Source organism: Pseudomonas sp. BCA17 (assembly GCF_004519405.1).
Lineage (GTDB): Bacteria > Pseudomonadota > Gammaproteobacteria > Pseudomonadales > Pseudomonadaceae > Aquipseudomonas.
Map to the genome: position 1 here is coordinate 1,675,894 of NZ_SGWI01000001.1, position 25,148 is coordinate 1,701,041.

Consider the following 25,148-nt stretch of genomic DNA (forward strand, 5'->3'; position numbering starts at 1 on the left):
AAAGCGGATCGGCCCTGACTTGCGGCTTGAGGCTCGCCGCTGCTTTCTTGCGACCTGCAGCCATAAGCTTCAAGTAAAAGCAGATCCGCTTTTACTTGCCGCTTGAAGCTTGAAGCTTGAAGCTTAGGGCTGCTCTTTCCTCCTATAAGGAAATACATCGATGACCTTGCCCGCGCGAATGGCCTCCTGCAGGCCCTTCCAGTAATCGGCGTCGTACAACTCGCCGTGCAGCTCATCGAACAGCCTGCGCTGGGCGGCGTCGGCAAAGAGGAACGGCGGAAATTCTTCGGGGAATACATCCAGCGGGCCGATGGAGTACCACGGCTCCGAGGCCATTTCATCCTCGGGGGTGCGCGGCGGCGGGATGTGGCGGAAATTGGCCTCAGTGAGAAAGCAGATTTCGTCATAGTCATAGAACACGACGCGACCGTGGCGGGTGACGCCAAAGTTCTTCAGCAGCATGTCGCCGGGAAAGATATTGGCCGCCGCCAGTTGCTTGATCGCCAGGCCGTAGTCTTCCAGCGCTTCGCGCACCTGCGCAGGGTTGGCGTTGTCGAGGTAGAGGTTGAGCGGGGTCATGCGCCGTTCAGTCCAGCAGTGGCGGATGAGCACGGTGTCGCCTTCCACTTCGACGGTGCCCGCAGCGACTTCCAGCAGCTCGGCCAGGCACGCGGGCTCGAACTTGCTCAGGGGAAAACGGAAGTCGGCAAACTCCTGGGTATCGGCCATGCGCCCTACCCGGTCGACGCTTTTGACCAGGCGGTATTTCTCGATCACCGTGGCGCGGTTGACGTTTTTCGAGGGCGAAAAGCGGTCCTTGATGATCTTGAACACGGTGTTGAAGCCCGGCAGGGTAAACACGCTCATGACCATGCCGCGCACGCCGGGAGCCATGATGAACCGGTCGTCGGTGGTCGCCAGGTGATTGATCAGGGCACGATAGAACTCCGACTTGCCGTGTTTGTAGAAGCCAATGGAGGTGTACAGCTCGGCAATGTGTTTGCCGGGCAGGATGCGCTTGAGAAAGCCGATGAACTCCGCCGGTACCGGCACGTCGACCATAAAGTAGGAACGGGTGAACGAGAAGATGATCGACACCTCGGCTTCGTCGGTGATCAGCGCATCGATCCGGATGCCGCGCCCTTCGCGGTGCAATAACGGAATCACCAACGGCCACTGTTCGTCGCGCGTGTAGAGACGGCCGACCAGATAGGCGCCTTTATTACGGTAGAGCACCGAGGAAAACAACTCGACGCTCAGGTCCGGGTCCTTGCACACCCAGTCCGGCAGATTTTCGCGCAGTTGGGCTTCCAGGCGGCGCAGGTCGGCGGGCAGGTCAGCGTAAGGTTCGCTGAAGCTGTAGTCGGCAAAGATCTGCGCAAGCATCTCGGCGATGTTGCCTGCCGGCGTGTACAACCGCGTTTGCGCCGATCGCGCCCGGCGCAAACTTGGACGCGTGGTGTGGATGAACATGCAGCCGTCGCTGATCAGGTCATGGCTGAACAGGCCGCAGAAGATCGAGTTGTACCAGGTCTCCGACAGTTCATCATCGAAGCGCAGGTCGATCAGGCCGATGTAGGCACTCTTGACCAGGGGCCACAGGTCCACCTCCAGCAGTTGCGCCGCCTCGAAACCGGCCCGCAGGCACGCGGTGACTTCGCCCACTTTTTCCTCATACAGGTTGATACGCGCCGCCGACGCCGCCTGCCCTTGCTGCCACTGAGCCTTTTCGAAACGCTCGCGGGCGCCATCGGTGATACGACGGAAGTGCTCACGGTAATCGTCGAAGCCGTCGAGGATCATCTGGGCGATTGCGAGGGCGTGCTGCGACATGCGGGAAACCTCGAACGGGCGTCTGGGAGCCCTGAGCTTAGCCAGTGAACAGAGGTAGGTGAAGAACGATTTTCCCGCCCAGCCGTGCAGCTTTATTCAATTTGTACATTTGTTTTCAATTTTTATAACTCGACCATGCAGTCAATAAATGCCCCTGGCGCAGTGCGTACTCCGCGCTATAGGCCAGCAACGGCGGCGCTTGGCGTTTATGCGCGGCAAAAACACGCCGCACCGCAAGTGAAAGCCTTTGTACCAAGCGGGTACAACGTAAGGGAAACCCTTATTACGACATTGATGGCACTTTGATATACAGCGCTCCCTTCTCCCACCCTAACAAGGTCAGAAGACCGATCCGGGAACAGGTTCTAATCGCCCAAGGAGCATTAAGATGTCATTGAGGAATATGCGGATCGGTCTACGTGCCAGTCTGAGTTTTGGGGTGTTGGCCGGCTTGCTGGTGATTGTCGGGATGTTCGCACTGGGCCAGATGGCCACATTGCGGCAAAACGCGCAGGTCATCGAAGCGTCGTGGATGCCAAGCATCGAGAACATCCATGACAGCGCGTCTCTAATCGCCAGTATCCGCCTGGAGGCCCTACGCCTGGCGACCACCGACGAATCACGCATCCGTGACAACAGCAAAGCCCTGATCACGCGCCAGCGCAGCGAGCTGCAAACCCTGCTGGACCATCACAAGAGCCTGCTCAGCGGCGATGAAGAGCGCGACATGCTCAAGCGGCTCGAAGATAACGTGAATGCTTATCTGGCCCTGGTCGGCCAGATCGTTGCCCTGGTGGACAAGGATCAGCAACAGGATGCCATCGACCTGCTCAACAGCCGCCTCGCACCGCAAGGTGTGATCCTCAACAAGAGCCTGGAAGACCTGATCACCTTCAACCAAAGCGGCGTGGAAACCGCAGTGGACGTCTCCGCGCAGACCTATTTCACCGCGCGGTGGATTGTCGGCCTGATCATCGTGTCAGCGTTGATCATCACCTTGGTGCTGGCGTGGCTGCTGACCCGCAGCATCACCGCCCCGCTCGACCAGGCGCTGGCCGTGGCGCGCAATATCGCCGGCGGCAACTTGAGTCAACCGATCACCGTCAGCGGCAGGGACGAGCCCGCCCAATTGCTCGAGGCGCTGGCCACCATGCAGGCGCAGTTGCAGGGCACCATCCGTGGCATCAGCGAATCGGCACGACAACTGGCATCGGCCGCCGAAGAGATGAGCTCGGTGATGGAACAAAGCACGCGTGGCCTGCAGGCGCAGAACGACGAGATCGAACAGGCCGCCACCGCGGTCACGCAAATGAGCGCAGCCGTGGACGAGGTGGCGGGCAATGCGGTGTCCAGCGCCGAGGCGTCCAAGGCGTCGGACGAAGACAGCAAGCACGGTCATTACCAGATCAGCGAAACCATCAGCTCGATCCAGAACCTGGTCGACGAAGTGCTCGGTGCCTCGAACAATGCCGAGAGCCTCGCGGTACAGGCTCAAGACATCAGCAAGGTGCTGGAAGTGATCCGTGGCATCGCCGCGCAGACCAACCTGTTGGCACTCAATGCCGCCATTGAAGCGGCACGTGCCGGCGAGGCCGGGCGCGGATTTGCGGTAGTGGCTGATGAAGTCCGCTCCCTGGCGCAGCGCACCCAGGATTCCACCGAAGAAATCGAGCAGATGATCATCGGCATCCAGCAAGGCACCCAGGGTACCGTCGACGCCCTGAACAGCAGCGCCGAACACGCGAGCCAGACCCTGCAACGGGCCAACAGCGCCGGCAGCGCACTGGAGAAAATCACTGCCGCCATCTCACAGATCAGCCAGCGTAACCTGGTGATCGCCAGTGCCGCCGAGCAGCAAGCGCTGGTGGCACGCGATGTGGACCGCAGCCTGGTCAATATCCGCGACCTATCCACCCAAACCGCCGCCGGCGCCACCCAGACCTCGGCGGCCAGCCAGGAGCTGTCACGCCTGGCAGTGGACCTCAACGGTTTGGTCACGCGGTTTGTCGTGTAATTCGCCACGGTCTCATGCAACACTCGCCGCCTTTTGACGTAGGAGTGTTCCGTGAGACCTGTCGACACCCTGTACCTGCTGGGGCTGGCCGCCATCTGGGGGGCCAGCTTCCTGTTCATGCGCATCATCGCGCCGGAGATCGGTACTGTGCCGACCGCGTTCTTTCGCGTGTCGATCGCCGCCGCGGGCTTGCTGGTGATCTTGTCGATGATGCGCGTGAGCTGGGACTTCCAGGGCAAGTTCAAGACCGTCCTGCTGCTGGGTGTGATCAACTCCGGGATACCCGCGACGATGTACTCGGTGGCAGCCCAGGTATTGCCGGCGGGCTATTCGGCGATCTTCAATGCCACCACGCCGCTGATGGGCGTGCTGATCGGCGGGCTGTTCTTCAGCGAACGGCTGACACCGTCAAAAATCGCCGGTGTCAGCCTGGGCCTGCTGGGCGTGGGCGTGCTGACACGCGCCGGGCCGGTAGCGTTTGACCTGGAATTATTGATGGGGGCGTTGGCCTGTCTGCTTGCGACCACCTGCTATGGCTTTGCCGGTTTCCTGGCGCGACGCTGGCTGGATCAGCATGGCGGGCTGGACAGTCGACTCGCAGCATTGGGCAGCATGCTCGGGGCCACGCTGTTTCTGCTGCCGTTGTTCGCCTACAGCGCAATCAGCCATCCACCGGCAAGTTGGGGCGGCTGGCAGGTCTGGTTGTCGTTACTCGGGTTGGGGCTGGTGTGTACGGCATTTGCCTACATCCTGTACTTCCGCCTGCTGTCGTCCATCGGGCCGGTGAAGTCGATGACCGTGACCTTCATGATTCCCCCGTTCGGAGTGTTGTGGGGAGCATTGCTGCTGGATGAGCCGCTGTCGATGGCGCATCTGTATGGCGGGATATTGATCGCCGGGGCGTTGTGGCTGGTACTGCGGCCGAAAAAACCGTGAACGAATCATGCAGTGAGCGGGCTTGCCCGCTCACTGCAGACCCGCATCAGTTCTTGCGGAAGACGAAGACCAGACCGACGATGATCAAGCCCATGCCCACCACGCTCAACAACGCGAGCGTGTTGCCGAAGATCAGGTAGTCCATGACCGCCGTCACCGCCGGCACCAGGTAAAACAGACTGGTGACATTCACCAGGTTGCCCCGGGCGATCAGGCGATACAGCAACAGCGTCGCCAGCAACGACACCACCAACCCCATCCACAGCACCGGCAAGTAAAAGCCGGCCTCGTGCTCATAGTGGAATGGCTGGAACGGTACAAACGCCGCGCACAGCAACAAGCCCGCCAGGTACTGCACCGGCAACGTGCCCAGAGGGTTGTCGGTGATGCGCTTTTGCATGATCGAGCCAAACGTCATGCTCGCCAGCGCCAGCAGCCCGAACAGCATCCCCGCCAGGGACATGCCGGACAAGCCAATACCTTGGTAGACCACCATGATCAGCCCCGCCAACCCCAGACCCAGGCCGAACATCCGGCTGAATGAACGTTGACGTTCTATCAGCACCACGGTGAGGATCGGCTGCACCCCCATGATGGTTGCCATCACGCCCGGGGTGACTTTGAGGTCCAGCGCCAGCAGATAGAAAATCTGGTACGCGCCCAGCAGCACCAGCCCGGTTGCCACCGCGTACCACAGCGGCTTGCCGGGACGCGGCAGTTTCAGTTTGAGGACAGGGATCAGCAGTATCAGCCCCAGCAGGGCAATGGCAAAACGGATCAACAGAAAGGCAAAGGGCGATGAATGGGCCAGGCCCAGCTTGGAGAAAATCGCTCCGCTGCTCCACAGCAGCACAAACAGGCTCGTCGAGGCCGCCGCGGCCACGGATTGTTTCGAAAGAACAGACATGATTACCACCTGTAATCAGGCAAAAAAGCCGACTCAGCAAAGGCTGAAGTTCATTGGTTTTTTTCAGGCGGGCAGAGGGGAACAGCGATCGGCTGATCAGCCCGCGATGCCAACACCCGGCGGTGATACGACTGCGTACACCGGCGTGCTGCTGACAGGTGGAGGGTAATGACTGATCTGCACAGGCTGTTTGTTCCCGCACGGCACGACCACAGCGTTGACCGCCGAATCGACTACCGCTGTGCGTGGGGAAGCTGGCATGTGCTGATCTTTTGAAGGGATAAAGACGCACCGACTATAACCAGCCGCAAACACATTTTGCAATCACCTCGTCGGCGCTTTTGTGTGGAGGAGTTTTCATGCCTGCCAAGACCGGCGACCGTTATAATGCGCCCGGTTTTTTTCAAGGATTTCCCATGATCACTCTGCCCTGGCTGTACCTGGCGCTTCTTTCCATCGGCTACGTACTGGCCCTGGCCTACGGGCAACTGGGCCTGCTGGCGGTCGTCTCGGTCGCCCTGCTACTGATCGCCGGATACGCCGTACGCCAGCAACGCACCCCTTGGGCGCGCTACCTCGGCCACGGTCTGTTCATAGTGCTGGCCTTGGGCCTGGCCATGCATTGGCTGCCGGGTTTCTACAATGGACGCGGCATCGCCCCGCAGCGGTTCACCGCCGATGCAGTCCCCTTCTCGATGTACCTGAACCAGGACAAACCCCTGATCGGCTTCTGGCTATTGCTGGCCTGCCCATGGATCGTGGCGCGGCGTTCGCTGCGCCTGTCGATCTGCGTCACCGCCCTGGCCCTGGTCCTGACCGCGGTCGCCGCGCTGGGTGGAGCCGCGTTGCTGGGGATCATCAGTTGGGCGCCGAAGTGGCCTGAACAGGCGTGGTTGTGGGTACTCAACAACCTGCTGCTGGTGACCCTGGTGGAGGAAGCGCTGTTCCGGGGCTACATCCAGGGTGGCCTGAGCCGACGCTTCAAGCACCTGCCCTACGGCGAAAATCTCGCGCTGTTACTGGCCTCGTTATTGTTCGGCCTGGTGCATCTGGGCGCGGGCTGGCAGTGGGTGCTGTTGGCGACCATCGCCGGCGCCGGTTATGGCCTGGCCTATCGATTTGGTGGCTTGGGCGCCGCAATCGGCACGCATTTTGGCTTGAATCTGCTTCACTTCGGGTTGTTTACCTATCCGATGCTGGCGGGCTGATTGTTGCAAAAATAAGTTAAATAAAAGCCTGCGGCGGTCGATAACCCCTGAAAGCCTTGCGGATTGAACAATCATGCGTAATAACCAACCCGTTACACAGCGCGAACGTACCTTCCCCGCTCAGCAACGGTTGATCTCCACCACAGATGCCAAAGGAGTCATCACCTACTGCAACGACGCTTTCGTCGAAATCAGTGGGTTCTCCCGCGACGAACTGCTCCGCGCTCCGCACAACCTGGTGCGTCACCCGGATGTGCCGGCTGCGGTGTTCGGGCATATGTGGTCAACGCTCAAACAAGGCTTGCCATGGATGGGCATTGTCAAGAACCGCTGCAAGACCGGCGACCATTACTGGGTTAACGCCTATGTAACGCCGATCTTCGATGGCAACCAGGTAATCGGCTACGAATCGGTGCGCGTCAAACCCACCGCCGAGCAGATCCGCCGGGCCGAAGCGCTCTACCAACGTATCAACCAGGGCAAGTCCGCCGTGCCTCAGCGGGACAAATGGCTGCCGGTGCTACAGGACTGGCTGCCATTTATCCTGATCAGCCAGTTGAGCTTCATGATCGGTGCGTCGCTCAACTCCCACTGGGGCTTTGCCCTGGCGGCAGGGCTGTCGGTGCCACTCGGCCTGCTGGGCCTGAGCTGGCAACAGCGCGGCCTCAAGCGCCTGATGCGCCTGGCCGAGCAGACCACGTCCGACCCGTTGATCGCGCAGATGTACACCGATAGCCGCGGCTCACAGGCGCGGTTGGAGATGTCGATCCTCAGCCAGGAAGCACGCCTGAAGACCTGCCTCACACGCCTGCAGGACACCGCCGAACACCTCAACGCCCAGGCCGCCCAGTCCAATACGCTGGCGCATAACAGCTCCAGCGGCCTGGAACGCCAACGCGTGGAAACCGAGCAGGTAGCCACCGCCGTCAACCAGATGGCGGCGACCACCCAGGAAGTGGCCAGCCATGTACAGCGCACTGCCGACGCCACCCAGGAAGCCAATCGCCTGACCGGCCGTGGCCGCGACATCGCCGGGGAAACCCGCGAGGCGATTCAGCGCCTGTCCGTCGCGGTGGGTGAAACCGGCGTGACCGTCACCCAACTGGCCAAGGACAGCGATGAGATCGGCGGCGTGGTCGATGTGATCAAAGGCATCGCCGACCAGACCAACCTGCTGGCACTCAACGCCGCCATCGAAGCGGCCCGTGCCGGCGAGATGGGCCGTGGTTTTGCGGTAGTGGCCGACGAAGTACGCCAGTTGGCCCAACGTACCGCAGAGTCCACCGGGCAGATCCACACCTTGATCGCCAAGTTGCAGCAGACCGCCAGCGCCGCGGTACAAACCATGGACGCCGGGCACCGCCAGGCCGAAGAGGGTGTTGCACGGGTGATGGAGGCGGATCAGGCGCTGGTAGGCATCAGCGAAGCGGTGGCCCATATCACCGACATGACGACCCAGATCGCTGCCGCCACCGAGGAGCAAAGCTCGGTGGCCGAAGAGATCAGCCGCAACATCAGCACCATTGCGCTGTTGGCGGACCAGACCTCGGAGCAGGCGCTGAACTCGGCGCAGTTGAGTGAAGAGCTGACCCATACCGCCAATACCCAGTATTCGCTGGTAGAGCGCTTTAACCGGTAGATCGCTATCACTGTAGGAGCGAGCTTGCTCGCGAAAAACTCAAGATCGCCGCTGAGTATCAGATACCAGCGTTATCGTTGACGACTTTTCGCGAGCAAGCTCGGTCCTACAGGCCGTCGAGAAACCTGGCGACTTGCACCGCCGCAGCCTCCAGATGCTGCGCATGAGTGAACCCGGAAGCCTTCAACGGCTTCAAATCATGATCCCCCGCCACCCGCCACATCACCTCGATGCTCGGCGATAACGCATACCCCTCGACCGCATCCCGATTGCCCAGCGCATCGCGCTCGCCCTGCACAATCAAGGTCGCGGTCTGCAACCCCGCCAGGTGCTCGACCCGTGGTTTTTCCGGCTTGCCCACTGCATAGAACGGATACCCCAGGCACACCAGCCCGTCTGCCTGCAACTCATCGGCCAACAAACTGGCCATGCGTCCGCCCATGGACTTGCCTCCAATCGCCAGTTTCCCAGCGACATGGCGTCGCACCTCGACATACACCTCACGCCACGCCTGCAGCAGTTTTGGTGCCGGGTTCGGTGGGCGCTTGCCGCCGTCCACCCGGCGCTGGGCCATGTAGGGAAACTCAAAGCGCAACACGTTCACGCCATGCCCGGCAAGGCGTGCAGCCATGTCGCTCATGAACGACGAGTCCATCGGTGCACCGGCGCCGTGGGCCAGGATCAGGGTCACAGGCTCACGCGCGGTAGACCCTTTTGCGGCATCCCACAACCAGCCGCGCTCCTGTACGCAGTGCGCCCATTGATCCCCGTCAATACTGGCCTTGTGCTCTTTGCCCATGCTTGCCTCGCTTTTTAGTCTGCCTATAACTCCAGCCCAAGTGCCGCACTGGCTTGGGTTGAACCGTGGATGGGGAACCATGAACACTACTTTAAGTACCGCCTATAACTACAAGGTGGTCCGCCAATTCGCCATTATGACGGTGGTGTGGGGCATCGTCGGCATGGGGCTCGGGGTTTTTCTCGCCGCCCAATTGGTCTGGCCTGCACTCAACTTCGATTTGCCCTGGACCAGCTTCGGTCGCTTGCGCCCACTGCACACCAACGCGGTGATCTTCGCCTTCGGCGGCTGCGCACTGTTCGCCAGCTCCTTTTACTCGGTACAACGCACCTGCCAGACGCAGCTGTTCGCACCGAAAATCGCCGCGTTCTGCTTCTGGGGCTGGCAACTGGTGATTGTGCTGGCAGCCATCAGCCTGCCGCTGGGCTACACCACCTCCAAGGAATACGCCGAACTGGAATGGCCGATCGCCATTTTGATCGCCATCGTCTGGGTCGCCTACGGCGTCGTGTTCTTCGGCACGGTGATGAAGCGCAAGACCAAGCACATCTACGTCGGCAACTGGTTCTTCGGCGCATTCATCATCACCGTGGCCATCCTGCACATCGTCAACCATGCCTCGCTGCCGGTGAGCTGGACCAAGTCCTACTCGGCCTACGGCGGCGCGACAGATGCCATGGTGCAATGGTGGTATGGGCATAACGCGGTGGGCTTTTTCCTGACCGCGGGTTTCCTCGGGATGATGTACTACTTCGTCCCCAAGCAGGCCGAACGCCCGGTGTACTCCTATCGCTTGTCCATCGTGCACTTCTGGGCACTGATCACCCTGTATATCTGGGCCGGCCCTCACCACCTGCACTACACCGCGCTGCCGGACTGGGCGCAGTCCCTGGGCATGGTGATGTCGCTGGTGCTGCTGGCACCGAGCTGGGGCGGCATGATCAACGGCATGATGACCCTCTCGGGTGCCTGGCATAAGTTGCGCAGCGACCCGATTCTGCGCTTCCTGGTGGTCTCCCTGGCGTTCTACGGCATGTCGACCTTCGAAGGTCCGATGATGGCCATCAAGACCGTCAACGCCCTCTCCCACTACACCGACTGGACCATCGGCCACGTACACGCCGGCGCCCTCGGTTGGGTGGCAATGATCTCCATCGGCGCGTTGTACCACATGATCCCGAAAGTCTTCGGCCGCGAGCAGATGTACAGCCTCGGCCTGATCAATGCGCACTTCTGGCTGGCCACCATCGGCACCGTGCTCTACATCGCCTCGATGTGGGTCAACGGCATCGCCCAGGGCCTGATGTGGCGTGCAGTCAACGAAGACGGCACCTTGACCTACTCCTTCGTCGAGACCCTGGTGGCCAGCCACCCTGGCTTCATCGTGCGGCTGGTAGGCGGTGCGGTGTTCCTCAGCGGCATGTTGCTGATGGCTTACAACACATGGCGCACCGTGCGTTCGGCGCCCGCTGTCGAAGCCGCCGAACCTGCCACCGCCGCGCAGATGGCCTGAGGAGTCAGTGATGAAACACGAAACGATTGAAAAGAACGTCGGCCTGCTGATGCTGCTGATGGTGTTCGCCGTGAGCATCGGCGGCCTGACCCAGATCGTCCCGCTGTTCTTCCAGGACGTGACCAACAAGCCGGTCGAAGGCATGAAGCCCTATACCGCGCTGCAACTGGAAGGCCGCGACATCTACATCCGCGAAGGCTGCGTACAGTGCCACTCGCAGATGATCCGCCCGTTCCGCGCCGAGACCGAGCGCTACGGTCACTACTCGGTGGCCGGTGAGAGCGTGTGGGACCATCCGTTCCTGTGGGGCTCCAAACGCACCGGGCCGGACCTGGCCCGCGTCGGTGCGCGCTACTCGGACGACTGGCACCGCGCGCATCTGTACAACCCGCGCAACGTGGTGCCGGAGTCGAAAATGCCGGCCTACCCGTGGCTGGTCACCGCCCCCGTGGACAGCAGCCACACCGAAACCAAGTTGAAAGTGATGCGCACCCTCGGCGTGCCGTACACCGACGACGACATCAGTGGCGCCGTCGCGAGCCTCAAGGGCAAGACCGAGATGGACGCGCTGGTTTCGTACCTGCAGGTGCTCGGCACTGCCATCAAGAGCAAGAGGTGAGCCATGGGATTTGAATTCGATGCGGGCACCATCCGCGGCCTCGGCACACTGGTGGTCGCCATCGCCTTTATCGGCTTGTCGCTGTGGGTGTTCAACAACCGGCGCAATGCGGAATTCGAGCAGGCACGCCTGCTGCCGTTCGCCGATGAACCTTCTCCATCCGACGCTCAAGAAGAGCCTGCAACAAGGAGCACTCGGCCATGACCACCTTTTGGAGTACATGGATCTGCGTACTGACCCTCGGCAGCCTGATCGGCCTGACCTGGCTGTTGATCGGCACCCGCAAGGGCGAGACCAAGGGCAGTGTCGACCAGACGATGGGCCACGCTTTCGATGGCATCGAGGAATACGACAACCCGCTGCCCCAGTGGTGGTTCATGCTGTTCGCCGGCACCCTGGTGTTTGCCGTCGGCTACCTGATCCTCTACCCGGGCCTGGGCAACTGGAAAGGCGTTTTGCCAGGCTATGAAGACGGCTGGACGTCAGCCAAGGAATGGGACAAGGAGATAGCCAAGGCTGACACCAAGTTCGGGCCGATCTTCGCCAAATTCGCGGCGATGCCCGTGGAAGAGGTCGCCAAAGACCCGCAAGCGCTGAAAATGGGCGGCCGCCTGTTCGCATCCAACTGCGCGGTGTGCCACGGCTCGGATGCCAAGGGCGCCTATGGCTTCCCGAACCTGGCGGACAACATCTGGCGCTGGGGCGGTTCAGCCGAGGCGATCAAGACCACGATCCTGAACGGTCGCCACGCGGCGATGCCGGCCTGGGGTGAGATATTGGGCGAAGACGGTGTGAAAAACGTCGCCGCCTATGTGCGTCACGACTTGGCCAAGCTGCCATTGCCGGCCGACAGCACTGCCGACCTGGCCGCCGGCCAAGCGGCATTCAACACCACGTGCGTGGCTTGCCACGGCCCGCAAGGCCACGGCATGGAAGCCATGGGCGCGCCGAACCTGACCGAGCCCGCCGGGTTTATCTACGGCACCAGCCTGGCGCAACTGCAGCAGACCATCCGCCACGGCCGCCAAGGCCAGATGCCGGCACAGGACGTATTGCAAGGTAATGACAAGGTGCATCTGCTGGCAGCCTATGTGTATAGCTTGTCCCACACCGCTGATGGCGCAACGCCAAACGGCCAAACGGAGTAACCCCTGACTGCCGCCTCGGCCTGGGGCGGCAGATTTACCTGTGGCGAGGGAGCTTGCTCCCGTGCGACAGCGAAGCGGGAGCCGGCTTTTTTGGAGCTGCTTCGCAGCCCAGCGGGAGCAAGCTCCCTCGCCACAACAACAACAACAACAACAACAACAACAGCAACTTCCCTCGTCACAGGTTCATCGTCATTCTTGACCAAGCCACGCGACCAAGTGTCACACCCTTCCACACACCAACTTTCCCCTCCTGCCATTCGGGTCTACGCTTGCTTGCACAGCGGACTGATCCTGGCGTACGCAACGGGTACCGTCGCGACCCTGAAATTTTCTTGTCCACTCGATCAGCTTTCCAATTCGGATTTTGTCCTTACGCAAAACATGGAAAGGGCGCAGAATCTGGCGTGGAACGCATTGATACAGGTCAGTCATTGCGTTGCAATGACCCCTCGCTTTCTACATACTTGCGGCCGATTTTACCTATAAAAAAACCTAAACCGTGGAACCTTAGAATGAGCACAGCAATCAGTCCGACTGCTTATAACTATAAGGTAGTCCGCCAGTTCGCCATCATGACGGTGGTCTGGGGGATCCTTGGCATGGGGCTCGGGGTGTTCATCGCCTCGCAACTGGTTTGGCCGCAATTGAATTTCGGCTTGCCATGGACGACCTTCGGCCGTCTGCGCCCGCTGCACACCAATCTGGTGATTTTCGCCTTCGGCGGATGTGCATTGTTTGCCACCTCCTACTATGTCGTGCAGCGAACCTGCCAGACGCGACTGATCTCCGACGGCCTCGCCGCATTCACCTTCTGGGGCTGGCAAGCCGTGATCCTCGGCGCCATCATCACCCTGCCCCTGGGCTACACCACCACCAAGGAATACGCCGAGCTGGAATGGCCGATCGCCATTTTGCTCGCGATTGTGTGGGTGACCTACGCCGTGGTGTTTTTCGGCACCATCGTCAAGCGCAAGACCAAGCACATCTATGTGGGTAACTGGTTCTACGGCGCGTTCATCCTGGTGACGGCGATGCTGCACATCGTCAACCACGCCTCCTTGCCGGTGAGCTGGTTCAAATCCTACTCGGCCTACGCCGGGGCGACGGACGCGATGATCCAGTGGTGGTACGGCCACAATGCCGTGGGCTTCTTCCTCACCACCGGCTTCCTGGGGATGATGTACTACTTCGTGCCCAAGCAGGCCGAACGGCCGATCTACTCCTATCGCCTGTCCATCGTGCACTTCTGGGCACTGATCACCCTGTACATCTGGGCCGGTCCTCACCACCTGCACTACACCGCGCTGCCGGACTGGGCGCAGTCGCTGGGTATGGCGATGTCGATCATCCTGCTGGCCCCCAGCTGGGGCGGTATGATCAACGGCATGATGACCCTGTCGGGCGCCTGGCATAAATTGCGCACCGACCCGATCCTGCGCTTCCTCGTGGTCTCCCTGGCGTTCTACGGCATGTCGACCTTCGAAGGTCCGATGATGGCCATCAAGACCGTCAACTCGCTGTCCCACTACACCGACTGGACTATCGGCCACGTACACGCCGGCGCCCTGGGCTGGGTTGCGATGATCTCCATCGGCGCGCTTTACCACATGATCCCCAAACTGTTCGGCCGTGCGCAGATGCACAGCGTCGGGCTGATCAATGCGCACTTCTGGCTGGCCACCATCGGCACCGTGCTCTACATCGCCTCAATGTGGGTCAACGGTATTACCCAGGGCTTGATGTGGCGTGCGATCAACGATGACGGCACCCTCACCTACTCCTTCGTCGAAGCGTTGCAAGCCAGTCATCCGGGCTACATCGTCCGCGCCCTGGGCGGAGCGTTCTTTGCCAGCGGCATGTTCCTCATGGCCTACAACGTCTGGCGCACCGTGCGTGCCGCCGACCCTGCAGAAGCCGAAGCCGCCGCCAAGATCGCCGTTGTGGGAGCCCACTGATGAAGCACGAAGTAGTCGAGAAGAATATCGGCCTGCTGGCCTTCTTCATGGTCATCGCCGTGAGCATCGGCGGCCTGACCCAGATCGTTCCGCTGTTCTTCCAGGACGTGACCAACAAGCCGGTCGAAGGCATGAAGCCGCGCACCGCCCTTGAACTGGAAGGCCGCGACGTCTACATCGCCAACGGTTGTGTCGGCTGCCACTCGCAGATGATCCGTCCGTTCCGTGCCGAAACCGAACGCTACGGCCATTACTCGGTCGCCGGCGAAAGCGTATGGGACCACCCGTTCCTGTGGGGTTCCAAGCGTACCGGCCCGGACCTGGCCCGTGTCGGCGGTCGTTACTCCGATGACTGGCAGCGCGCGCATTTGTACAACCCGCGCAACGTGGTGCCTGAGTCGAAAATGCCGGCGTATCCGTTCCTCGTGGAAAACAAGCTCGACGGCAAGGACACCGCGAAGAAGATGGAAGTCTTGCGCACCCTGGGCGTGCCCTACACCGATGAAGACATCGCCGGTGCCGCCGCCGCCGTGAAGGGCAAGACCGAAATGGACGCATTGGTGGCCTACCTGCAAGGCCTTGGCACCATCATCAAAAGCAAACGGTGATCTTCATGGATATCGGGATGATTCGTGGCCTGGGCACCGTTGTGGTGATGGTGGCCTTTGTCGGCCTGGCGTTGTGGGTGTTCAGCCCCAAGCGCAAGTCGGAGTTTGAAGACGCGACCTTGCTGCCCTTTGCGGATGATCCCGAAGCCATCAAGCACGTCGAGCAAGCTTCTAGGAGTAACAAAGAATGACTACGTTCTGGAGTCTGTACGTCACAGTCCTCAGTCTGGGTACCATCTTCGCCCTGACCTGGCTGCTGCTGTCCACCCGCCGGGGCCAGCGCGCCGAGCAGACCGACGAGACGGTCGGCCACTCGTTCGACGGCATCGAGGAATATGACAACCCGCTGCCGAAATGGTGGTTCATGTTGTTTGTCGGCACCATCGTCTTCGCCCTCGGCTACCTCGCGCTCTACCCTGGCCTGGGCAATTGGAAGGGCCTGCTGCCGGGCTACAACTACCTCGACACTGACAAGCAAACCCCGTTCGCCAACGGCCAGACCGGCTGGACCGGCGTGCACGAATGGGAAAAGGAAATGGCCAAGTCGGACGCCAAGTTCGGGCCGATCTTCGCCAAGTTCGCCGCGATGCCGATTGAAGAAGTGGCCAAGGATCCGCAGGCCTTGAAGATGGGGGGCCGACTGTTTGCCTCCAACTGCTCGGTGTGCCACGGTTCCGACGCCAAGGGCGCCTACGGCTTTCCCAACCTGACCGACGCCGACTGGCGCTGGGGGGGCGAACCGGCCACCATCAAGGAAACCATCATGAAAGGCCGCCATGCGGTGATGCCGGCCTGGGCCGAAGTCATCGGCGAACAAGGCGTGGCCGACGTGGCAGGCTTTGTGGTGACCAACCTCGACGGCCGCAAGTTGCCCGAAGGTGCCAAGGCCGACGTGGCCAACGGCGCGAAACTTTTCGCTGCCAACTGCGTGGCCTGCCATGGTCCTGCCGGTAAAGGCACCCCAGCGATGGGCGCACCCGACCTGACTCACCCGGGCGCATTCATCTACGGCTCAAGCTTCGCCCAACTGCAGCAGACCATCCGTTATGGCCGCCAGGGCCAGATGCCAGCGCAGGAGTTGCTGCAAGGCAATGACAAGGTGCACTTGTTGGCGGCGTATGTTTACAGCTTGTCCCATGGGGATAAAGAGGCAGGCGCGGAATAAGCCAGCCGTATGAAAAAGCCCCACGCAGTCACGCTGCGCGGGGCTTTTATACGGCACCTTGGTCAAGCAGGCACGATGTAGTTTCCCTGCCCCGGAGTGTTGGGCCCCGGATACGGGCGCGGCAAAGGTACAGTCGGACCGTGTGCTTGCTTAAGCACAATGTTGAGGTTTTCCCGGTCGTACTTATCATCCAACCGCCGATATGGGTCTCGATCAGCCAATACCCTGAGAACGTCGTGGTTCAGGAAGTCTCGGGCGATTTGCTGGAGTGCAGGCGGAACGTCTCGGCGGCCGGCCCGTGGGTAGGCGATGTGCTTCAGCGACTCCAGGGTGATATACCCTTTGTCGCCAGGGTCTTCCAAGGCCGAAAAATGCTTGATCATCGCCTCGATCAGTTTTCTGTCCGCCAGGCTGGGCCGGTAAAACCCAAACCCAGGGCCGACAGGCGCAGGCAGTCGAACACCTACATGTGGATTCAAACCACTGTTTCCAATTTGCATCGCATCTTCTCCTTGATGGAACACCCGTCACTTGGCGGGCTTCCCAATGAGTGCCATGTCACGACACTCAGTTCCTGATAAACAAACAACGAAACATACTTGACCGATTACATTACAAGCACATTCAAATAGATAATTAACGCCTTCCCAACGCAACATTATTTGGGATTCGGCAAACTATAAATCTCCAGCACCGTCAGCAGGTTTTTCACTTCGTACTTATCATTCGGCCCGTCATTCCACCCTTGATCGGCCAGCGCCCTGAGTTCATCACGCTGCAGAAAATCCCGCACTACGTTCCGCAGGGCGAAATCGCGCATACGTCGCCCAGCCGCCGGGTAGGCAAAATCCATCAGGGAGTCGAGCGTGATCAGCCCTCTTTGATTGCGATCCTCCAACGCGCCAAAGTTGAAGAGCATCTCCTGGATCAAATGCACATCGCTGGTGCTCGGACGGTATGGGCGGTTCACCCAATCCGGCATGATGTCCACCGACCGTTGGCCGGGTTGGTTACGCATCGGTGCAGGTACAACAGGTCTTTCAATTCGCATGTCGTCTTCCTTGAGTAATAGCCCCTCCTTGGGGAGGGAACCTCAGTGAGTACCGCACCGTAGCCACCGGTTCCCTCCAGCAAAACAGCGAAACACAATCCAACGCGAGGAGACGAATGACCGCTAAAACGCAAAAACCGTCCATACTTCAAAAGTCAATTGACCCAGGTCACGTACACCATCAATTGATTTCCCCCAACGCGACCAAAGGTCGCACCCTTTGCACAGGGCCACAGGCGTATCATTACGCCACTGCAAAAGCCTATTCTTGACCCCGGTTGGCACGTACTGGCCGAGGCAATCTCTACCGCCGTGGGATGCAATGATGAGCAACCAGATACCGGTACACGACGTTACCCCGCCTGCCAAAAACGCCAGCAGCACTGTCGATCTCTACGCCTCGCGAGAGAAAATCTATACCCGCGCCTTCACAGGGCTGTTTCGCAATTTGCGCATGCTCGGCGGTGCCGGTCTGTTCCTGCTGTATTTCGGCACGGTGTGGTTGAACTGGGGCGGGCATCAGGCGGTGTGGTGGAACTTGCCGGAGCGCAAGTTCTTCATTTTCGGCGCAACGTTCTGGCCCCAGGATTTCATCCTGCTCTCGGGCATCTTGATCGTGGCGGCGTTCGGCCTGTTTTTTATCACGGTGTACGCCGGTCGCGTGTGGTGCGGTTATACCTGCCCGCAAAGTGTGTGGACCTGGATCTTCATGTGGTGCGAAAAGGTCACCGAAGGCGACCGCAACCAACGCATCAAACTCGATAAAGCGCCCATGGGCGCCAACAAATTCCTGCGTAAATTCAGCAAGCACAGCCTGTGGCTGTTGATCGGCTTCGTTACCGGCATGACGTTTGTCGGCTACTTCTCGCCGATACGCGAATTGGTGTTCGACTTCTTCACCGGCCAGGCCGATGGCTGGTCGTATTTCTGGGTGGGTTTCTTCACCCTCGCCACCTATGGCAATGCCGGCTGGCTGCGCGAACAGGTGTGCATCTACATGTGTCCTTACGCTCGCTTCCAGAGCGTGATGTTCGACAAAGACACCCTGATCGTCTCCTACGACCCACGCCGTGGCGAAGTCCGTGGACCGCGTAAAAAAGGCACCGACTACAAGGCTCAGGGCCTGGGCGATTGCATCGACTGCACGATGTGCGTGCAGGTGTGCCCTACCGGGATCGATATCCGCGACGGCCTGCAGATCGAATGCATCGGTTGCGCCGCCTGTATCGACGCCTGCGACAACATCATGGACAAGATGGAATACCCACGTGGCCTGATCAGCTACACCACCGAGCACAACCTGTCCGGGCAGAAGACTCACAAGCTGCGCCCACGGTTGATCGGCTACGCGCTGGTGCTGCTGGCGATGATCAGCCTGCTGGTCACGGCCTTTTTCATGCGTTCGCTGGTGGGCTTTGATGTCAGCAAAGACCGCGTGCTCTATCGCGAAAACGCCGAAGGCCGCATCGAAAACGTCTACAGCCTGAAGATCATGAACAAGGACCAGCGCGACCACACCTATGTGCTCGACACAGCCGGCCTGCCGGACCTCAAGCTGCAGGGCCGCCGCGAGATCAAAGTCGCCGCCGGGGATATCTTCAGCATGCCGGTGGAACTGTCCAGCGCCCCCGAGCAACTGCCCTCGAGCACCAACGAGGTGACATTCATCCTCAAGGATGCCGACGACGACAGCGTTCACGTTGAAGCCAAGAGCCGATTCATTGGCCCCCAGGTCCGATAAACAAAAAAAACCGTTGAAAGAGAGCGCCACAATGCCCGCAGCAACTGCCGCAAGCCCTTGGTACAAGCACCTCTGGCCCTGGATCATCATTGGCATCCTGGCCTGCTCGGTGACCTTGACCCTATCCATGGTGACTATCGCGGTGAACAACCCCGACAACCTGGTCAACGACAACTATTACGAGGCCGGCAAAGGCATCAACCGTTCGCTGGATCGCGAACAGCTGGCCCAAACCCTGCAACTGCGCGCGTCGGTGCACCTGGACGAGTTGACCGGCGAAGTCGACCTGCGCCTGACCGGCAACAGCAACCCGAACACCCTGGAACTGAACCTGATTTCGCCGACCCAGCCTGAGAAGGATCGCAAGATCATCCTGACCCGTAGCGACAGCGAACCCGGCCGCTACATCGGCCAGGTGACGGACAAGGTCGACGGCCGGCGCTTCGTGGAATTGCTCGGCGTAGAAGGCGACAAGACCTGGCGCATGTTCGAAGAAGAGCAGGTCAGACACGACAAGGACTTGCTGCTGGGTGACGAGCCGCTGCAAGGTGCTGAAGACCAGTGACACCTTGATGTCAGCGGAACCCGCCATGACCAGCCCCATCCCCTGTTACCACTGCGCCCTGCCCGTCCCGGCCGGCAGCCGGTTTACCGCCAAAATCCTCGGTGAACGCCGGGAACTGTGCTGCCCGGGCTGCCAGGCGGTGGCCGAAGCCATCGTCGCCGGTGGGCTGGAAAGCTACTACCAACACCGCAGCGAGGCCTCGGCCAACCCCGAGGCGCTGCCGGTGCAATTAGTCGACGAATTGGCGCTGTATGACCGCGCCGACGTGCAAAAACCCTTTGTACGCCACGAGGGCGAACTGGCGGAAGCCACCTTGTTGATGGAAGGCATCAGTTGCGCCGCGTGTGGCTGGCTGATCGAAAAACACCTGCGCAGCCTGCCCGCCGTGGCCGAGGCGCGGCTGAACCTGTCCAACCATCGCTTGCAGGTACGCTGGGCCGATGCGCAGTTGCCGTTGAGTCAGTTGCTCAGTGAGCTGCGCCATATCGGCTATGCCGCCCACCCCTACCAGGCGGACCGCGCGGCCGAACAATTGGCCAGCGAGAACCGCCTGGCCCTGCGCCAGTTGGGCGTAGCAGGCTTGTTATGGTTCCAGTCGATGATGGCAACCATGGCGACCTGGCCGGAATTCAATATCGACTTGAGCCCGGAACTGCATGTGATCCTGCGCTGGGTGGCGATGTTTCTCACAACCCCTATCGTCTTCTACAGCTGCGCGCCGTTTTTCAAGGGCGCCCTGCGCGATTTGCGTACACGTCACCTGACCATGGATGTGTCGGTGTCCCTGGCGATTGGCGGTGCCTACCTGGCGGGCATCTGGACGGCGATTACCGGTACCGGCGAACTGTATTTCGATGCGGTAGGCATGTTCGCGCTGTTCCTGTTGGCCGGTCGCTACCTGGAGCGCCGCGCTCGCGAGCGTACCGCCGCCGCCACCGCGCAGTTGGTCAACCTGTTGCCCGCCTCGTGCCTGCGCTTGAAAAACGACGGTCAGAGCGAGCGTATCCTGCTCAGCGAGTTGGCACTGGGTGACCGGGTGCTTGTGCAGCCAGGCGCCGTACTGCCTGCAGACGGAGTGATTCTCGACGGTCAATCCAGCATCGATGAGTCGCTGCTGACCGGCGAATACCTGCCGCAAACGCGCTTTACCGGCGACACCGTCACCGCCGGCACGCTTAACGTCGAAGGTGCACTGACCGTCGAGGTGCGCGCCTTGGGCCACGAGACCCGTCTGTCCGCCATCGTGCGTCTGCTGGAGCGCGCCCAGGCCGAGAAACCCCGCCTGGCGCAAATCGCCGACCGCGCGGCGCAGTGGTTCCTGTTGTGCTCGCTGATCGCCGCCCTGCTGATCGGCCTGGTCTGGTGGCAACTGGAGCCCTCCCGGGCGTTCTGGATCGTCCTGGCGATGTTGGTGGCGACCTGCCCGTGCGCGCTGTCCCTGGCTACCCCGACCGCCCTCACCGCCGCCACCGGCACCCTGCACAAACTCGGGCTGTTGCTGACCCGCGGCCATGTACTGGAAGGTTTGAACCAGATTGACACGGTGATTTTCGACAAGACCGGCACCCTCACGGAAGGCCGCCTGGCATTACGTGCCATTCGCCCTCTGGGCACGCTGAACAGCGATGACTGCCTGAGCCTCGCCGCCGCCCTGGAAAACCGCTCCGAACACCCCATAGCCCGTGCCTTCGGGCGCGCGCCGCAGGCCGCTGAAGAAGTGCTCAGCGCGCCAGGACTCGGGCTGGAGGGCCGCGTGGGGGAACGCCGGTTGCGCATCGGCCAACCCGCCTTTGTCTGTGAACTGAGTGGCTGCCTGCCGCCCGACTCGCCGGATGAAGCCGGGCAATGGCTGCTGCTGGGCGACAGCCACGGCGCCCTTGCCTGGTTTGTGCTGGATGACCGCTTGCGCAGCGATGCGCCGTCACTGCTGGCTGCGTGCAAGGCCCGTGGCTGGCGCACGCTGTTGCTGTCCGGCGACAGTTCGCCAATGGTCGCCAGCGTCGCCGCTGACCTGGGCATTGACGAAGCCCACGGCGGCCTGCGCCCGGATGACAAGCTGCTGGTGCTGCAACGCTTGCACCAGGAAGGCCGTAAAGTGCTGATGCTGGGCGATGGCGTCAACGATGTGCCGGTGCTTGCCGCCGCCGATATCAGCGTGGCCATGGGTTCGGCCACGGACCTGGCGAAAACCAGCGCCGACGCGGTGCTGCTGTCCAATCGTCTTGACGCTCTGGTGCAAGCCTTTACCCTGGCGCGGCGCACCCGTCGGGTAATCATTGAGAACCTGCTGTGGGCCGGGCTGTACAATGGCCTTATGCTTCCGTTTGCCGCCCTGGGTTGGATCACCCCGATCTGGGCCGCGATCGGCATGTCCCTCAGTTCGTTGACCGTGGTGCTCAATGCTCTGCGCCTGACTCGCCTGCCGAGTGCGCAGTCCGCCGGCGCCCTTTGGTAACCCGCCCGCTGCCGGTTTGAGGCGTGCGGGCATGGAGTGCAGATGCCAGCTCTATACGTGATGATCCCGGCGGCGCTGCTATTAGTGGGCGTAGCCATTTACATCTTCTTCTGGGCCGTGGACAGCGGCCAGTACGAAGACCTCGACGGCCCCGCCCACAGCGTGCTGTTTGACGATCAGGACCCGAATCACCTGGCCGCCGTCGACGAAGCGAACGGCCCGGAGCAACCGCCCAAAGCCCCACCCCATGATGCTTGAACTGGCCCCCCTGGCAGTCTCGGCGCTGATCCTCGGCGTGCTCGGCGGCGGCCATTGCCTGGGCATGTGCGGCGGGCTGATGGGCGCGCTGACCCTGGCGATCCCCAAGGAGCAACGTGGCCGCAGGTTCCGCCTGCTGCTGGCCTACAACCTGGGGCGCATCCTCAGCTACGCAACGGCCGGACTGTTGATCGGCCTCGCCGGCTGGGCGGTGGCCAACAGCCCGGCGGCGATGTTCATGCGCGTTCTCGCCGGGCTGCTGCTGATCAGCATGGGCCTGTACCTGGCCGGCTGGTGGAGCGGCCTGACCCGTATCGAACGCCTCGGTCGCGGCCTGTGGCGCTACATCCAGCCCGTCGCCACCCGTTTGCTGCCGGTCTCCAGCCTGCCCCGCGCGTTACTGCTGGGCGCACTCTGGGGCTGGTTGCCCTGTGGGTTGGTCTACAGCACCCTGCTGTGGGCGGCGAGCCAGGGTAATGCGCTGGACAGTGCGCTGCTGATGCTGGCGTTTGGCCTAGGCACCTGGCCGGTACTGCTGGCGACCGGCCTGGCAGCCGAACGCGTCACCGCCTTGCTGCGCAAACGCAGCGTGCGCGTGGCCGGCGGCGTATGGGTGATGGTGTTTGGCATCTGGACGTTACCCGGCCCGCATCAGCACTGGCTAATGGGTCATTAAAAGGCCATGTGGCATAGCGCCGCTCCCTGTTGATGCAAATCAAGATGCCACCAGCGGCGCACCCCTAGACTCGGCCCACTAGCCTATCCGGGGGACCGCCCGCATGCTCGACGCCATTCGTTGGGACACAGATCTGATTCACCGCTACGACTTGGCGGGGCCACGCTACACGTCCTATCCCACCGCCGTGCAATTCGACAGCCAGGTCGGCACCTTCGACCTGCTGCACGCCCTGCGCGACAGCCGCAAAGCCGTGCGGCCTTTGTCGCTGTATGTGCACGTGCCGTTCTGCGCGAACATTTGTTATTACTGCGCGTGTAACAAGGTGATCACCAAGGACCGCGGCCGCGCCCAAGCCTACCTGCAACGCCTGGAGCAGGAAATCCAACTGGTGGCCTGTCACCTTGATCCGAAGCAACCGGTGGAACAATTGCACCTCGGCGGCGGCACCCCGACCTTTCTCAGCCACGACGAACTGCGCCAGGTGATGACACACCTGCGCCAGCACTTCAATTTGCTCGGTGACGACTCCGGCGACTACGGCATCGAGATCGACCCCCGCGAAGCCGATTGGGCCACCATGGGCCTGTTGCGTGAACTGGGTTTCAACCGCGTGAGCATCGGCCTGCAAGACCTCGACCCCGAGGTGCAACGGGCGGTCAACCGCCTGCAAAGCCTGGAAGAAACCCGCGCGGTGATCGACGCAGCGCGCACCTTGCAGTTTCGCTCGATCAACATCGATTTGATCTACGGCTTGCCCAAGCAAACGCCGTTGAACTTCGCGCGCACAGTGGAAGAAGTGATCAGCCTGCAACCGGATCGCCTGTCGGTATTCAACTATGCGCACCTGCCAGAGCGCTTCATGCCGCAGCGGCGAATCCACACCGAGGATCTGCCGTCCCCGGCGGCAAAACTGCTGATGCTGCAAACCACCATCGAGCAGTTGACCCAAGCCGGCTACCGTTACATCGGCATGGACCACTTCGCCCTGCCGGATGACGAATTGGCTATCGCTCAGGAAGAAGGCACGTTGCAGCGCAATTTCCAGGGCTATACCACCCACGGCCATTGCGACTTGATCGGGCTGGGTGTCTCGGCGATCAGCCAGATCGGCGACCTGTATTGCCAGAACAGCAGCGATCTCAACCAGTACCAGAACGCTCTGGCCGGTGCGCAATTGGCTACCAGCCGTGGCTTGGTGTGCACCACGGACGATCGGTTACGGCGGGAGGTGATTCAGCAGTTGATCTGCAATTTCAGCCTGGGATTCGAGCAGATCGAACAGGCGTTCAACATTGATTTCCGAGGCTATTTCGACGACTTGTGGCCACAGCTGCAGACAATGGCGGCAGACGGTCTGATCGAACTGGACGCACAGGGCATCCGCGTACTACCGGCCGGGCGCTTGCTGGTGCGCTCGGTGTGCATGGTGTTCGATGCCTATCTGGAGCACCAGAACAGGCAACGATTTTCACGGGTGATCTGAGCGCAGTTATCGCGAAGCCAGGCTCATGGCTTCCAATTGAGACGCTGGTGGCGCGTCTTTCAGCGCTTTGGCCAAAGCGTTTTGAGCGGTGGTAAAGCTGGCCTGCAATGCCGACACAGCGCTCTGCAGGTTAGCCAACTTGGCCATGCGTGCCTCGGGCGTCATAGAGGTGTCGGCCATGACCGCTGCCAGTTCGGCCATTTTTTCGGCCAGTTGCTTTTTGAGTTCACGGATCATTTTCAGCAACTGCTTGACGTTATCGCTCAGGTTACTGTTGTCGATATCGCTGTTCTCGCCATCGGCTTTGGAAGCGCCCATGCCTGCACCGGAAATGGTCACTTTGACGCCTTCAGTGGCTTTGGGCGGCACTGACGATGCAGTCTGGGTGGCGTCGTTGTCCTTGTCCTTTTCCTTTACGACATCAGAAGGTTTCAAGATCGCAACAACCGGTACGTTGATCGTCGGGCTCTGGAGGGTGCTGACTGACATGATCTGAGCTCCAGCTCATAGGGAATACATCCATGTATCGGCATCGATACAGAGAGCTTTATATCACTGCTGCTTTTTTGTAC

General features: G+C 60.9%; 24 protein-coding genes. 18 read left to right on the forward strand and 6 right to left on the reverse strand.

The genetic code is table 11. The annotated features are described in order from the left end of the window. Window positions 1-123 precede the first annotated feature (123 nt). A complete protein-coding gene (gene aceK / locus EXW71_RS07750; protein ID WP_134656956.1) occupies window positions 124-1,833 on the reverse strand; it encodes a bifunctional isocitrate dehydrogenase kinase/phosphatase in 1,710 nt (569 codons plus the stop codon). 403 nt (window positions 1,834-2,236) lie between these two features. On the opposite strand from aceK, the gene EXW71_RS07755 reads away from it, so the two are divergent. Together EXW71_RS07755 and EXW71_RS07760 are read left to right on the forward strand one after the other, a co-directional pair. Further along, complete coding sequence (locus tag EXW71_RS07755; RefSeq protein ID WP_372241320.1) at window positions 2,237-3,847, forward strand: methyl-accepting chemotaxis protein; 1,611 nt, start codon at window positions 2,237-2,239, stop codon at window positions 3,845-3,847. A 51-nt stretch (window positions 3,848-3,898) separates the two neighbouring features. Then, the gene (locus EXW71_RS07760) at window positions 3,899-4,783 is read left to right on the forward strand and encodes a DMT family transporter (RefSeq protein WP_134656958.1); all 885 of its coding nucleotides are present in this window, start codon (window positions 3,899-3,901) and stop codon (window positions 4,781-4,783) included. A gap of 46 nt (window positions 4,784-4,829) precedes the next feature. On the opposite strand, the gene EXW71_RS07765 is transcribed toward EXW71_RS07760, so the two are convergent. Continuing rightward, window positions 4,830-5,690 (reverse strand): DMT family transporter, encoded by an 861-nt coding sequence (locus EXW71_RS07765; RefSeq protein WP_134656959.1) that lies wholly within the window; start codon window positions 5,688-5,690, stop codon window positions 4,830-4,832. A gap of 416 nt (window positions 5,691-6,106) precedes the next feature. Here EXW71_RS07765 and EXW71_RS07770 point away from each other — a divergent pair, with 416 nt between their 5' ends. Together EXW71_RS07770 and EXW71_RS07775 are read left to right on the forward strand one after the other, a co-directional pair. Beyond that, a complete protein-coding gene (locus EXW71_RS07770) occupies window positions 6,107-6,898 on the forward strand; it encodes a CPBP family intramembrane glutamic endopeptidase (protein ID WP_134656960.1) in 792 nt (263 codons plus the stop codon). 73 nt (window positions 6,899-6,971) lie between these two features. Continuing rightward, window positions 6,972-8,537 carry a PAS domain-containing methyl-accepting chemotaxis protein gene (locus EXW71_RS07775; protein ID WP_123715471.1) on the forward strand — a complete coding sequence of 522 codons (1,566 nt, stop codon included), beginning with the start codon at window positions 6,972-6,974 and terminating at the stop codon, window positions 8,535-8,537. A 106-nt stretch (window positions 8,538-8,643) separates the two neighbouring features. On the opposite strand, the gene EXW71_RS07780 is transcribed toward EXW71_RS07775, so the two are convergent. Then, a complete protein-coding gene (locus EXW71_RS07780) occupies window positions 8,644-9,336 on the reverse strand; it encodes an alpha/beta family hydrolase (RefSeq protein ID WP_134656961.1) in 693 nt (230 codons plus the stop codon). A 79-nt stretch (window positions 9,337-9,415) separates the two neighbouring features. Between EXW71_RS07780 and ccoN (EXW71_RS07785) the strand changes: the two genes are divergently transcribed. From ccoN (EXW71_RS07785) to ccoP (EXW71_RS07820), 8 genes are all read left to right on the forward strand, one after another. Next, window positions 9,416-10,849 (forward strand): cytochrome-c oxidase, cbb3-type subunit I, encoded by a 1,434-nt coding sequence (gene ccoN, locus EXW71_RS07785; RefSeq protein WP_123715469.1) that lies wholly within the window; start codon window positions 9,416-9,418, stop codon window positions 10,847-10,849. Window positions 10,850-10,859: 10 nt separating this feature from the next. Next, window positions 10,860-11,468, forward strand: a complete 609-nt coding sequence (gene ccoO / locus EXW71_RS07790; protein ID WP_134656962.1) for a cytochrome-c oxidase, cbb3-type subunit II — start codon at window positions 10,860-10,862, stop codon at window positions 11,466-11,468. A gap of 3 nt (window positions 11,469-11,471) precedes the next feature. After that, entirely contained in the window at window positions 11,472-11,672 is a 201-nt protein-coding gene (locus tag EXW71_RS07795; RefSeq protein ID WP_071483007.1) for a cbb3-type cytochrome c oxidase subunit 3, read from the forward strand. Beyond that, entirely contained in the window at window positions 11,669-12,616 is a 948-nt protein-coding gene (gene ccoP / locus EXW71_RS07800) for a cytochrome-c oxidase, cbb3-type subunit III (protein WP_134656963.1), read from the forward strand. Before EXW71_RS07795 ends, ccoP (EXW71_RS07800) begins: the two co-directional genes overlap by 4 nt. Window positions 12,617-13,128: 512 nt before the next feature. Further along, the gene (gene ccoN / locus EXW71_RS07805) at window positions 13,129-14,571 is read left to right on the forward strand and encodes a cytochrome-c oxidase, cbb3-type subunit I (protein ID WP_134656964.1); all 1,443 of its coding nucleotides are present in this window, start codon (window positions 13,129-13,131) and stop codon (window positions 14,569-14,571) included. Beyond that, window positions 14,571-15,179, forward strand: a complete 609-nt coding sequence (ccoO, locus tag EXW71_RS07810) for a cytochrome-c oxidase, cbb3-type subunit II (RefSeq protein WP_003193167.1) — start codon at window positions 14,571-14,573, stop codon at window positions 15,177-15,179. The genes ccoN (EXW71_RS07805) and ccoO (EXW71_RS07810) overlap by 1 nt, the downstream gene beginning before the upstream one ends. Before the next feature lie 5 nt (window positions 15,180-15,184). Continuing rightward, window positions 15,185-15,370, forward strand: coding sequence for a CcoQ/FixQ family Cbb3-type cytochrome c oxidase assembly chaperone (locus EXW71_RS07815; RefSeq protein ID WP_032831505.1), 186 nt, complete (start codon window positions 15,185-15,187; stop codon window positions 15,368-15,370). Continuing rightward, window positions 15,367-16,344: a cytochrome-c oxidase, cbb3-type subunit III gene (gene ccoP / locus EXW71_RS07820; protein ID WP_134656965.1), complete on the forward strand. Its 978-nt coding sequence runs from the start codon at window positions 15,367-15,369 to the stop codon at window positions 16,342-16,344. Before EXW71_RS07815 ends, ccoP (EXW71_RS07820) begins: the two co-directional genes overlap by 4 nt. Window positions 16,345-16,406: 62 nt before the next feature. Here ccoP (EXW71_RS07820) and EXW71_RS07825 read toward each other — a convergent pair whose 3' ends face one another. Then, window positions 16,407-16,844, reverse strand: coding sequence for a hypothetical protein (locus EXW71_RS07825; protein WP_134656966.1), 438 nt, complete (start codon window positions 16,842-16,844; stop codon window positions 16,407-16,409). 158 nt (window positions 16,845-17,002) lie between these two features. Continuing rightward, window positions 17,003-17,395, reverse strand: coding sequence for a hypothetical protein (locus EXW71_RS07830; RefSeq protein ID WP_134656967.1), 393 nt, complete (start codon window positions 17,393-17,395; stop codon window positions 17,003-17,005). Window positions 17,396-17,720: 325 nt separating this feature from the next. Here EXW71_RS07830 and ccoG point away from each other — a divergent pair, with 325 nt between their 5' ends. From ccoG to hemN, 6 genes are all read left to right on the forward strand, one after another. Further along, window positions 17,721-19,136 (forward strand): cytochrome c oxidase accessory protein CcoG, encoded by a 1,416-nt coding sequence (gene ccoG / locus EXW71_RS07835; RefSeq protein ID WP_134656968.1) that lies wholly within the window; start codon window positions 17,721-17,723, stop codon window positions 19,134-19,136. A gap of 31 nt (window positions 19,137-19,167) precedes the next feature. After that, the gene (locus tag EXW71_RS07840) at window positions 19,168-19,701 is read left to right on the forward strand and encodes a FixH family protein (RefSeq protein ID WP_123715462.1); all 534 of its coding nucleotides are present in this window, start codon (window positions 19,168-19,170) and stop codon (window positions 19,699-19,701) included. 25 nt (window positions 19,702-19,726) lie between these two features. Next, window positions 19,727-22,156 (forward strand): heavy metal translocating P-type ATPase, encoded by a 2,430-nt coding sequence (locus EXW71_RS07845; RefSeq protein WP_134656969.1) that lies wholly within the window; start codon window positions 19,727-19,729, stop codon window positions 22,154-22,156. A 42-nt stretch (window positions 22,157-22,198) separates the two neighbouring features. After that, the gene (gene ccoS / locus EXW71_RS07850; RefSeq protein WP_123715461.1) at window positions 22,199-22,414 is read left to right on the forward strand and encodes a cbb3-type cytochrome oxidase assembly protein CcoS; all 216 of its coding nucleotides are present in this window, start codon (window positions 22,199-22,201) and stop codon (window positions 22,412-22,414) included. After that, window positions 22,407-23,090 carry a sulfite exporter TauE/SafE family protein gene (locus EXW71_RS07855; RefSeq protein WP_134657872.1) on the forward strand — a complete coding sequence of 228 codons (684 nt, stop codon included), beginning with the start codon at window positions 22,407-22,409 and terminating at the stop codon, window positions 23,088-23,090. Before ccoS ends, EXW71_RS07855 begins: the two co-directional genes overlap by 8 nt. A 103-nt stretch (window positions 23,091-23,193) precedes the next feature. Continuing rightward, complete coding sequence (gene hemN / locus EXW71_RS07860; RefSeq protein WP_134656970.1) at window positions 23,194-24,576, forward strand: oxygen-independent coproporphyrinogen III oxidase; 1,383 nt, start codon at window positions 23,194-23,196, stop codon at window positions 24,574-24,576. 6 nt (window positions 24,577-24,582) lie between these two features. Here hemN and EXW71_RS07865 read toward each other — a convergent pair whose 3' ends face one another. Then, entirely contained in the window at window positions 24,583-25,065 is a 483-nt protein-coding gene (locus tag EXW71_RS07865) for a hypothetical protein (RefSeq protein WP_123715458.1), read from the reverse strand. Between the last annotated feature and the right edge of the window lie 83 nt (window positions 25,066-25,148).